At 47.7% G+C, this 438-nt stretch carries 1 protein-coding gene; it reads right to left on the reverse strand.

Going from position 1 to position 438, the window contains the following annotated elements:
• Positions 1–178 precede the first annotated feature (178 nt).
• Positions 179–438: cyclic pyranopterin monophosphate synthase MoaC (locus tag A3750_RS06210; RefSeq protein WP_304440178.1), on the reverse strand; the 260-nt coding region annotated here is incomplete at its 5' end.

Below are 438 nucleotides of genomic sequence, written 5' to 3' on the forward strand. Positions count from 1 at the left end.
AGACACAACGAAAATCACAACGATCTGTCACGGACATACGAACGTAGCTCACGCTCCGCCCAAAGCGATCCACGAGTCTGGTTTGTTGCCTACTAATCATGTCGGCCATAGGAGCTTCTGTTATCCAAACGAATCGAGCGAAGTTGCATCAACAACGCGCAAAGTCTTCTTTAATCTTTTAAGCTGTTGGCTCGTTAGCACTGCCAATTTGAGGGGCATAATAACTTCCGCTTTTTCCACCATGCTTCTCGAGCAGCCGCACACCATCAAGCACCATCGCCTTGTCAACCGCTTTACACATATCGTAAACCGTTAGACCGGCAACACTGACGGCGGTTAACGCCTCCATTTCAACGCCAGTTTGGGCATCCAGCTTACAGCGTGAAACAATTCGTAAGATGCCTTTGTCGCCTTTCTTTTCAGGTTCAAAATCAATAG

It is taken from the genome of Oleiphilus sp. HI0079 (genome assembly GCF_001635105.1).